At 62.2% G+C, this 8,037-nt stretch carries 12 protein-coding genes; 4 read left to right on the top strand and 8 right to left on the bottom strand.

The features are described 5' to 3' along the window. The coding region (locus tag ACW2Q0_RS30890; RefSeq protein ID WP_457194456.1) for an IS110 family transposase at nucleotides 1-602 on the bottom strand (602 nt) is incomplete at its 3' end. Between the two features lie 145 nt (nucleotides 603-747). On the opposite strand from ACW2Q0_RS30890, the gene ACW2Q0_RS30885 reads away from it, so the two are divergent. Continuing rightward, nucleotides 748-1,752 carry an IS3 family transposase gene (locus ACW2Q0_RS30885; protein ID WP_457194455.1) on the top strand — a complete coding sequence of 335 codons (1,005 nt, stop codon included), beginning with the start codon at nucleotides 748-750 and terminating at the stop codon, nucleotides 1,750-1,752. A gap of 251 nt (nucleotides 1,753-2,003) precedes the next feature. Here ACW2Q0_RS30885 and ACW2Q0_RS30880 read toward each other — a convergent pair whose 3' ends face one another. Both ACW2Q0_RS30880 and ACW2Q0_RS30875 read right to left on the bottom strand, forming a co-directional pair. Next, nucleotides 2,004-2,210 carry a DUF397 domain-containing protein gene (locus tag ACW2Q0_RS30880; RefSeq protein WP_457194457.1) on the bottom strand — a complete coding sequence of 69 codons (207 nt, stop codon included), beginning with the start codon at nucleotides 2,208-2,210 and terminating at the stop codon, nucleotides 2,004-2,006. Beyond that, the gene (locus ACW2Q0_RS30875; protein ID WP_457194454.1) at nucleotides 2,200-3,099 is read right to left on the bottom strand and encodes a helix-turn-helix domain-containing protein; all 900 of its coding nucleotides are present in this window, start codon (nucleotides 3,097-3,099) and stop codon (nucleotides 2,200-2,202) included. Before ACW2Q0_RS30875 ends, ACW2Q0_RS30880 begins: the two co-directional genes overlap by 11 nt. A 277-nt stretch (nucleotides 3,100-3,376) precedes the next feature. Here ACW2Q0_RS30875 and ACW2Q0_RS30870 point away from each other — a divergent pair, with 277 nt between their 5' ends. Genes ACW2Q0_RS30870 through ACW2Q0_RS30860 form a run of 3 tightly spaced genes read left to right on the top strand, consistent with a single transcriptional unit; the run spans nucleotide 3,377 to nucleotide 4,550 of the window. Then, nucleotides 3,377-3,859 (top strand): DNA-directed RNA polymerase subunit beta, encoded by a 483-nt coding sequence (locus ACW2Q0_RS30870; protein ID WP_457194453.1) that lies wholly within the window; start codon nucleotides 3,377-3,379, stop codon nucleotides 3,857-3,859. Then, complete coding sequence (locus ACW2Q0_RS30865) at nucleotides 3,856-4,347, top strand: hypothetical protein (RefSeq protein WP_457194452.1); 492 nt, start codon at nucleotides 3,856-3,858, stop codon at nucleotides 4,345-4,347. The genes ACW2Q0_RS30870 and ACW2Q0_RS30865 overlap by 4 nt, the downstream gene beginning before the upstream one ends. After that, nucleotides 4,344-4,550: a hypothetical protein gene (locus tag ACW2Q0_RS30860; RefSeq protein ID WP_457194451.1), complete on the top strand. Its 207-nt coding sequence runs from the start codon at nucleotides 4,344-4,346 to the stop codon at nucleotides 4,548-4,550. Before ACW2Q0_RS30865 ends, ACW2Q0_RS30860 begins: the two co-directional genes overlap by 4 nt. 124 nt (nucleotides 4,551-4,674) lie before the next feature. Here ACW2Q0_RS30860 and ACW2Q0_RS30855 read toward each other — a convergent pair whose 3' ends face one another. From ACW2Q0_RS30855 to ACW2Q0_RS30835, 5 genes are all read right to left on the bottom strand, one after another. Continuing rightward, entirely contained in the window at nucleotides 4,675-4,974 is a 300-nt protein-coding gene (locus ACW2Q0_RS30855; RefSeq protein WP_457194450.1) for a hypothetical protein, read from the bottom strand. Between the two features lie 62 nt (nucleotides 4,975-5,036). Then, nucleotides 5,037-5,831, bottom strand: coding sequence for a HEAT repeat domain-containing protein (locus ACW2Q0_RS30850; protein ID WP_457194449.1), 795 nt, complete (start codon nucleotides 5,829-5,831; stop codon nucleotides 5,037-5,039). 57 nt (nucleotides 5,832-5,888) lie between these two features. Further along, complete coding sequence (locus ACW2Q0_RS30845) at nucleotides 5,889-7,154, bottom strand: polymorphic toxin type 34 domain-containing protein (protein ID WP_457194448.1); 1,266 nt, start codon at nucleotides 7,152-7,154, stop codon at nucleotides 5,889-5,891. After that, nucleotides 7,155-7,457 (bottom strand): WXG100 family type VII secretion target, encoded by a 303-nt coding sequence (locus ACW2Q0_RS30840; RefSeq protein ID WP_457194447.1) that lies wholly within the window; start codon nucleotides 7,455-7,457, stop codon nucleotides 7,155-7,157. It abuts the gene before it with no gap. Next, complete coding sequence (locus tag ACW2Q0_RS30835) at nucleotides 7,454-7,804, bottom strand: WXG100 family type VII secretion target (protein WP_457194446.1); 351 nt, start codon at nucleotides 7,802-7,804, stop codon at nucleotides 7,454-7,456. Before ACW2Q0_RS30835 ends, ACW2Q0_RS30840 begins: the two co-directional genes overlap by 4 nt. Nucleotides 7,805-8,037 lie beyond the last annotated feature (233 nt).

Here is an 8,037-nt window from a genome sequence, read left to right as displayed (position 1 = left end):
CGCAGTGCGAGTTTGGTGGCCTCGATCGGATCGGTCAGCTGGTTCAGTTCGGGGGCGAATGCAGCGCAGGTGGCGATGAGCCGGGCGCGTGGCATCTTGCGCAGCTGGCCGCGGAGTTCTTCTGGGCTGGTGCCGATCAGGGCGCGCAATGCGTTGAGGGCGACCGACATGGCCTTGACCGCGTTGTTGCGGGCCACGCGCATCGCCCGGACGGCTTCAACGGCGCCGTCACGGTTCTTGGGAGCAGTGACTTCCGATCCATCGAGCAATCGCCGCGCGGCGGCGTAGGCATCTATCGCGTCGGTTTTGCCCTGGGCGCGGCGCAGCCGCCGGTTCGGGCGAGGCACCTCGGCGACGTCATAACCATGTCGGCGCAACTGCCGTGCCAGTTCCACCCCATAGGAACCGGTGCCTTCGATCCCGACTCGTGCGATCTGGCCGTGACTGTTGATCCATTCCTCGATCGCTTCGTAACCTGCTGCGGTCGTGGCGAATTCGCGGTCGGCGAGTTTTCTGCCGTGTTCGTTGACAATGGCGACGTGATGGGTGTCGGCGTGAGTGTCGACTCCGGCGAAGATCACCTGCGCGGCGGGGTTCGTCAACGTGTATCAGTCCTTCCTGACGCTGCTGGCGTCGGTTTCCCGATGTCAGCAGCAGAGGTCGGACAGGCCAGTCAGGGGATGCGATCTCGACGCGGCATGCTCCTATCAGGTCACTCCCTCCACCGCAGGACCCCGGGGATTCTGCGTGGTCGGCGGGCCGCCACCGACGCCAGCAGATCGACGGGTCCCTCGAAAGATACGGTCCGGAGACCGGTCAGGAAAATTCAGAGTCAGATCCGCCGGGCCGCTGGCGACCCGCCCTCATGATCATGACTGGAAAATTCTGAGCCCATCCGCCAAGCGCCGCGCCGTCGACATGCTCAAGCAGGTCAAGAGTATGTCGGAACGGTTGGCGTGCAAGGTGGTTGGGCTTCACCGTTCGACGTATCGGCGGTTGCCGGCCGCGCAGACCCCCGCGGATCCGGATGCCGGTTTGCGGGCCTGGCTGTGTTCCTACGCCACGAAACACCAGGGCCATGGGTTCCGCCGCGCCTGGGCGGCACTGCGGTTCGACGAGGGTTCGGAAGTGAACAAGAAGAAGGTTCACCGGCTCTGGCGCGAGGAAGGCTTGCAGGTGCGCGAGCACTCGCCGCGCAAGCGGGCCGGGTGCTCGTCGGTGCCGCCGGTCGACGCGGATGCGCCGAAGGTGGTGTGGGCGTTGGACTTCCAGTTCGACTCCACCGTCGATGGGCGGGCGGTGAAGATCGCGTCGATGATCGACGAGCACACCCGCGAATCGCTGCTGCACCTGGTGGAGCGGTCGATCACTGCCGAGCGGCTGGTCGCCGAGCTGGAGACGGTGTTCACCAGCAGTGGTGGCCCGCCCCGGGTGCTGCGGATGGACAACGGGCCGGAAATGATTTCGATTGCGCTGCAACAGTTCTGCACGAACAAGGTGGGGATGGTCTATATCCCGCCCGGTACGCCTTGGAACAACGGCTACATCGAGTCGTTCAACCGACGGCTGCGGGCCGAGTGCCTCAACCGCAACCACTGGACGAGCCTGCTCGAAGCCCGGGTCGTGATCGGCGACTTCAAGACCGAGCACAACCATCGGCACCGGCACTCGGCGCTGGGGTATCTCACCCCGGCCGAGTACGCTGCCCGCTGCGGCCACACCCACCACCCCGTGGCCTGCGACATCAACTGAAACTGGATCGAATACAACCCGGACTACAAGACCGGGTGGTCCCGTCATCGGGGACCGGTCACCCAGGGCGCGCACCGGGATCGGTGCATCGTGGGTTACTCCGGACCGCTGGCGAGCGCTGAATCCACGAAGTCGCGCATTGTGGGTGTTAGCCCCGAGATATCCAATGTTGGCTCCCCCTCATATCATTCAGTGCATGCTCGACAGCATAGAGCCCGGTACGCGAAGCACAATACCGGGCTCGAAGACATTCAGCTGCGGTCGAATCCGCCATCCTTGGCTCTGGCGATGAAGGTGTCCCATTCGACGGGTGTGAATGTCAGTGCCGGGCCGGTCGAGTTCTTGGAATCACGGACACCGACCATGCCGCCGTCCAGGTGAGCAACTTCCACGCATTGGCCGTTGGAAGCGCTGAAGCTGCTCTTGAACCAGCTCGCCCCGGAGAGGTCAACGGTCACTGTCATAACTCCTTGCTACCAGGCGAAGCAGGTCTCGTGTGCTCTTCTCATCCATCGCGGTTTGCTCGATGGCGTCGGCCATTTCAGTGTAACGCTGCACCAATTCAGGCTTCTCGAGATAGAGGTCGCTACTCATACCGCCATCGAGGTAGACCACTGGTGGTTCGATCGGCCTTCCCCTGCTATCCGTACCGAAGTCCACGATGACGAATGAGCCGTGCAAGATGCCGCGCGTGTAACCCGCAGAACAGGGGTGGATACGCAGCGTGACGTTCGGTCGGGTGCTGATATCGGCCAGGTAGCGCAGTTGTTCGGCCATCACTTTCGGCCCTCCGACCACTCGATGTAGTGCGTATTCGTCGAGAAGTACGTAGAGGTCCACCGGGCTGGCTCGACGGGTCACGACGACTTGCCTGCTGAGGCGAACCCGGACACGTTGCTCGACTTCTTCGACTGGGCCGTCATAGAGAAAGGCGTTGATCAGCGCGCGAGCGTAGTCGGCAGTTTGCAGCAGGCCAGGTACTTGGACCTCGTATGACGTGAGCCGCCGCGCTGACCTCTCCATGCCGACGTACATGTTGAACGCATCCGAGAACAGCCCGCCCAACGGCGTGATGCCGTCCTCATCTCTGGCCGTCGCCGCCCGGGACGCCAACCCGATTGCCTGTTCGGTCTGCTCGGCGTCCACCTCGTACAGCATGCACAGCTCGCGCACGTCTTGGCGGCGCGGCTTCACCGCGCGGCCGGTTTCCAGACGTTGTAAGCCGTTGAAGCTGAGTTGAACCTCCTGTGCGGCGGTGGCGATCGTCAGTCCTCGGCCTTCGCGCGCTTCGCGCAGGAATCGGCCGAGCTGGCGGCGCAGCAGTGTCGGAGACTCCGTTTCGGTCATTTTCGTTCCCCAGGTAGATGAATCCAGCGCTCGGTCTGAACTGCATCCATTGATACCCCAAAACTCGATGCCGTCATGGGCTTTCGGAGAAGTTGTCCTGAATATTCGGATCGATCCGATGCAGCGGTGCTGCGGCTGGTGTGCTGTGCGTGCGTCAGGCGGCCGAGCAAGATATTGCCGGGCCGCAGCGGGTGAGATTGTCTGCGAAAAGACTTGCTTGCGAACACATTCGACGGAGGGGAGCATCATGCAGGAAAGCGCTATTGGAGATACTCCAGTGACGCGATGCGCGTTCTATCGCCGTGTCGGCGGGCTCGCCGCAGGCGTGGACCCGCACACTGGACGCATCACGGTTCTGGCCGGAAGTGTGTGGGGGCTGGGGATGGCGGCGCATCTCGGCCATCAAGTCCGCGAGGAACTCCGGCGGCACCGATACGCCACGGGGCCGATCGTGTCGTACCCGCGATCGCAGAGCTGGGTTTTTCTCGTGCGCCCCGATTTACCAGAATCCGCTGCCGTCTTCGCCCAGCTGTTTCGCGCAGGCATCGCGGTATACGGCCATGGCCGGGTGATCGCGCTGCCGTCTCCGGCCGACCGTCCTCCTGCGGTGCGCCATTGGGTCGAACTGCCCGGGGATGGCTTCCGGCCTTCGGCGACAGTGGTGGTCACCGCGATCGGCCGCTGCCTGCCTCCGCGTTCGATCGACCTGTCCTTGCTCGGTGTCGCAGGTGTTTCCGCGCCGAAGGCGGGATTGCCGTGACCTCCGATTCGCGAATATCGCTGCCCGGCACGCGGGCGTTCTTCGATATCTTCAATGGCCGGTCACAGCCTGCAGACGCGATGATGGTGGCGGCCCTCGGGCTGCTCGGTGTGTGGGTGGAGCACTACGAGAGCGGCAAGCCCGGCCGTCCGATGACCCCTCGGCTCGCCTATCTGATGGACCTGCATATCTGGGCCATCGACCGATATGTCGAAGCCATGCTCGCGGCAGTAAATGGACAGGGAAGCCGGCCTGATCCAGATGCCCAGGAGACGCACTACTCGTACGGCGAGTCGGTCAGCCTGCTCACCGCGGACTTCGTCCGATGCCGTCGCGAGGAGCGGCAACCCGGCGGGATTACCGAAGACCAGGTGCTGCACCATGTGCGGCACTGGGACGGGTTCAACGCCATGGCGGCGGCGGTCGCCAGTGGCCGGGTGATGCTGCGGATTCCGCAAGGAGATAGCCAGCAGGAGCCGAAGCTGTGACCACGCCGCGTCCGCACGATCCCGATGTTCATCTGCGTGTTGTGCTCGACGGTGTCGGCTTGGATTTTGCCGCCTGCCGCACTGCGGCGATGCAATTCATCAAGGAGTGGCGCCGGGCCCGCCCTGCCGACTACATCGCTGTGATTCCGGGCAGCGCAACCGGATTGGTGAGACTTCCCGGTGAGCGGCTCTTTCTCGAATAGTTCTGGCCCGGTCGACATCAGGCACGCTTGCTCGCATCGGACAAAGCTCATTCGCGCCACATAAGAAAGGCGCTGCGGCGGATCCTGTCCGCCGCCGCGCCTTTCGCTACTTCAGCTCAGCAGGTCACAATTGCTGATTGTCAGGGCAGCACCTGCGGAATGACGTCGGGCGCGACCGTACCCACGATCGCGCGATCACGGCGGCCAGGATGGCCGTGGTCACCACGCCGACCACGGCGCACAGTCCGTAGCCGACAATGAAGATCGCCAGGGTCGGAATGCACGTGACGAGGGCGGCGATCGCACCGCCGGCCGCGCCCGCGGCCGCACCGAGCGCGACCGGATCTGGGTGCTGCGCCTGCGGATTGGTCGCGGTGTCCTTCAGCTCCGCGCCCGCCGCGGTCGGTTTCAGCGCATCGCACACCCGCGATGTCGCAGTCGGCGCGAATCGACTCTCGGCGCACCGACCAGAGTTCTGCCGCCAGATCATGGCAGCATGTCGGCGATCTGCTCGACATGCCGAGAGGACAGCGGCCAGCGCATCGCGACCACATCGAGGATGGATTTGATGTACGCGGAGTCCTCCGACAATGTTGGTGGCACAGGGGGTCGGAGCAGATATTCGATGCCGTTGAGTAAGCGGGCAGAGTCCTCTTGATCCATATGAGCCGCCTCGCGACTGATCTCCACTAGCTGTGATTGATCACCCGCACGATAAGCGACGATTCGAACTTGTGGTCCGATCTCCTCATCGTGGCCGAATTCCGCTGCTAAAGCGGACAATTCGGTACGCGTGAGTTGCCCTGTTCGGCCTAAAGAGTCAATCGCGTACCTCCGCACCGCCCCATACTCGTCGAGATCGCGCACACACTCGATCAAAGCGGCGGTCCCATGCCCCGGGTAGCTCCCCAAAGCCTCGGCAACAGAGGCCCGAACCAGCCACGACGGATCGGCGCGCAGCAGATTCACGAGGATGTCGACCGCTGGGTTATACCGAACGTTGCAAAGCGCTTCGGCTGCTTCGTTGCGAACCATCTCGTCCGCATCCGACAGCATCCGCAACAACACTGGTCCGACAACGGGGACCTGTGCTACACCCAGGTATCCGATTGCGCGCGCCGCTTCACTCCGAACAGCTACGTCATCCGACTCGACGAGTGGCAAGATGTCGGCAACGGCCCTACCATCACCGAGTTTGATCAATTCGATCAATGCATCGACCTGCCGGTCAGGATCGCCTGACATCAGTGCCGAATTGAGCGGGGAACTTCCGCCTTCCACTTGTCCTCACCTTCTTCGCTCGCCGTAGACTTACGAACCGGCCGGAACCGATTTTTTCTATCGTCCACCGCCGCCACTGGATTGTCGACATTCATATTGCTTCTGCGTTTTCTTGATCCTTTGTCGCCGCTTGCCATCGCCGCTTGCTTCGTCCCATAGTCTCGCTAGCGCCTCGCACTCGGACGCCGCAGTGCCAGCCGCGATCAGTGCGCGCATCTCGTTCTCGATTCCCGTGTCAGCCACCCGCTGTTTTCCGCCTTTCGCCATTTCGGCGACGAAGACGCCGGCGACGCTGACCGCAGTAAGTGAAGCTATCTCGTCCAACGATTTTTGAATGTCGAGGGGATGAACAGCATTCACGGCTGCGACGATTCCCACGCCGACCTCGAGGGTCTGGAACAATCTGCAGATATTCCACAGGTTCCGAATCTGTGTCGCGGCAGTTCCTACCGCCGCGGCCCCTGCGGCCGTCCCAGCCGCAGCTTCGGCTTCGGCTGGACCCAGCGTCGCCAAACCGACCGTCAGAATCTCGGTCAAAGCGACAGCGGCCACCGTTCCAAGCGCGATCCAGAACAGTTCCTTCATCAAGCTGTTGACGTGACCGTCCAGATCCGACCTGAAAGCAACCAGATTCGTATGGTGCTCTCCGACCGCACCGGATAAGGACACCGAAACCGAGGTGATAGCGGCTGCGCCGTTGGACAAGGTGGTGAGGTGTGCCTCCACATCGGCAACATCCGGTGCCTCGGTCTTGGCTGAATGGATGTCGTTGACGATCGCTTTGATATCGGCTTGCGCGTTCTTGATAGCCGAGGATTCGGCGAATTTCCGCCAAGCGTCCGCAGCGGAATTCACACGATCCGTGTCGCCATTAGGCACCGTATATCCGATCTGGTCCAACAGTCCGGGCACACTTGTATCAAGCCCTTTAGCGGAGCCTCCGAACGCCGATGGTGGAGGGGTGATATCGTTTTGGAAAACCAGCCCCTGGGGAACATGGAAGGGAGGAGAAGGTGCCGCCCCCTTCGCTGGATCTGGGTTTGCCTTCCAATTCGAATACCCCCAATTGTTTCCCGCAGTGTTCAGGATATTGGAGAAGTTCGCCAGAGCGTTCGACAGCGATGCGCAGGTGCTGAGAAGATCTGCTGTTTTCTCGTCATAGTCGGCCGCCCATTTGGCCACCTTTTCGTAACTACCCGCCATCTGACCGGAATCCTGCAATGAGTTCCACAACGTCGACAACGCCGAAAGGATCTCACTGTTTACTTTTCCGCACTTGGCGGCGGCGTCGTAGTATGTCTGCGGATCGACATTGACGGCCACCTACGACCCACTCCGCATCATCTTGGAGTTTACCTCCGCCGCTTCGGAATAAGCCCCGTGAGCCGACTTTGCCGCATCACTCATGTCGCGAATCCCTTCCGCGAATTCCCGCGCGCCTGAGATCCACTGCTGATGGGCCTCCGAATACGCCTGCGCGGCAACGCCTTCCCATCCGGTGCCGCGCAGGGTCGTGATCCGCTCATCGATTTCATCGAGGTGGTCGGCGACAAACGCAGCCAGGCCGGACAGACGGGAAATGATCTGCTCGAGTTCATCGAGGTCCACGCTGAACGGATTGGTCATGACAGCGACGGCAAGTCCAGGCTGGAGCTCGACAAGGCGCCAGCATTGGATTCGTCACGACGCTGGTAGGTCTCAGCCGTGACTCCGAGCTTCTCGGCTAGTCCGGTGAGGGCCGAGATGATCTGTCTGCCACCGTCACTGACTTCGTTCCACCCTGTGTTGAATCCGGTGGACGCATCACCGGTCCAGCTGCTCGTCGTGAGGGATTCGACCTCGCGAGCGGCGGAGTCGAGCGCCGTGCTGAGGGTATCGGCGAGGGCGTAGACGTAGGTGCCAACTTCTCGGACTTGGTCAGGGACAACCGACAACGCCTGGCTCGAGCCAGATGTCCCCCCTGGAGTGCTCATGCTTCGAACCTTACCGCCGACTCTTCGGTTAAGTCGACGGCGTGGACGCATGCCCACGCGAGACCGCTGCCCGACGAGCACTGATCGACGCGGGCGCATGAAGCCGGCTACTTGACGGGAGTGCTGAGCGACATCAGGTGCTGGCTGAAATGGCGATGGGGCCACAAGGCACGCAAGGGATTGCGGAATTCCGATCAACGAAGGAGCCCCAGGCGCATGAGATGCTCAGACAG

The organism is Nocardia citri (assembly GCF_054065835.1).
Note: the sequence above shows the minus strand (reverse complement) of the source record. Positions and strands in the feature narration are given on the sequence as shown.

Bases quoted from the DNA above. Each gene is read 5' to 3' on its own strand.
- ACW2Q0_RS30875 (WP_457194454.1), bottom strand. From the start codon at position 3,099: ATGACCGAAACGGAGTCTCCGACACTGCTGCGCCGCCAGCTCGGCCGA.
- ACW2Q0_RS30840 (WP_457194447.1), bottom strand. From the start codon at position 7,457: ATGACCAATCCGTTCAGCGTGGACCTCGATGAACTCGAGCAGATCATT.
- ACW2Q0_RS30835 (WP_457194446.1), bottom strand. From the start codon at position 7,804: ATGAGCACTCCAGGGGGGACATCTGGCTCGAGCCAGGCGTTGTCGGTT.